Origin of the sequence: Veillonella parvula, assembly GCF_047241225.1 — a bacterium.
Lineage (GTDB): Bacteria > Bacillota > Negativicutes > Veillonellales > Veillonellaceae > Veillonella > Veillonella parvula_O.
In genome coordinates, this window is sequence record NZ_JBKTIE010000014.1 from 1,242 (window position 1) to 1,701 (window position 460).

General features: G+C 61.7%; 1 protein-coding gene. It reads right to left on the bottom strand.

The genetic code is table 11. From position 1 onward, the window contains the following. Positions 1-351, bottom strand: a 351-nt coding sequence (locus ACLRYO_RS09555) for a hypothetical protein (RefSeq protein ID WP_413084871.1), incomplete at its 3' end; no start/stop codon positions are given. Positions 352-460: the final 109 nt, after the last annotated feature.

Here is a 460-nt window from a genome sequence, read left to right on the forward strand (position 1 = left end):
GAATTCCGGCGTGTAGTCGGTTTCCAGCACATTCTCCGGCGCACCGACTTCCTGGAGCCACACCGGGCGCTCGGAATCCTTGCCGAACGCCTTGGCCAGCTCGGCCAGGTACAGTGCGTACGACGAGCACTCCTCACTGGTGGCGCCGTATCCTTGCGCGATGCCGTTGAACACCCAGGAGTGAATCACTGTCATATCACCCTTGGTGGCGGACTGCACCGGAGTGAACGGGTGCCCATCGATGAACCAGGTGCCATCGTTGACGCTGTACAGCGCGTTGTGCCCTTCACCGGCGGCGGTCGGAAGCAGCGCGTCCAGCCATGCGTCGATCTGCCGGTCCGTGGCGCTCATCTTCGTGGGATGCGGCCTGTCAGACAGCTGATTGACCTCGTTGCCCAAGGTCAGACCCTTGAACGCGGGTTCCTTGGACAGCTCATCGGTCATGGTCTTGACCAGTTCA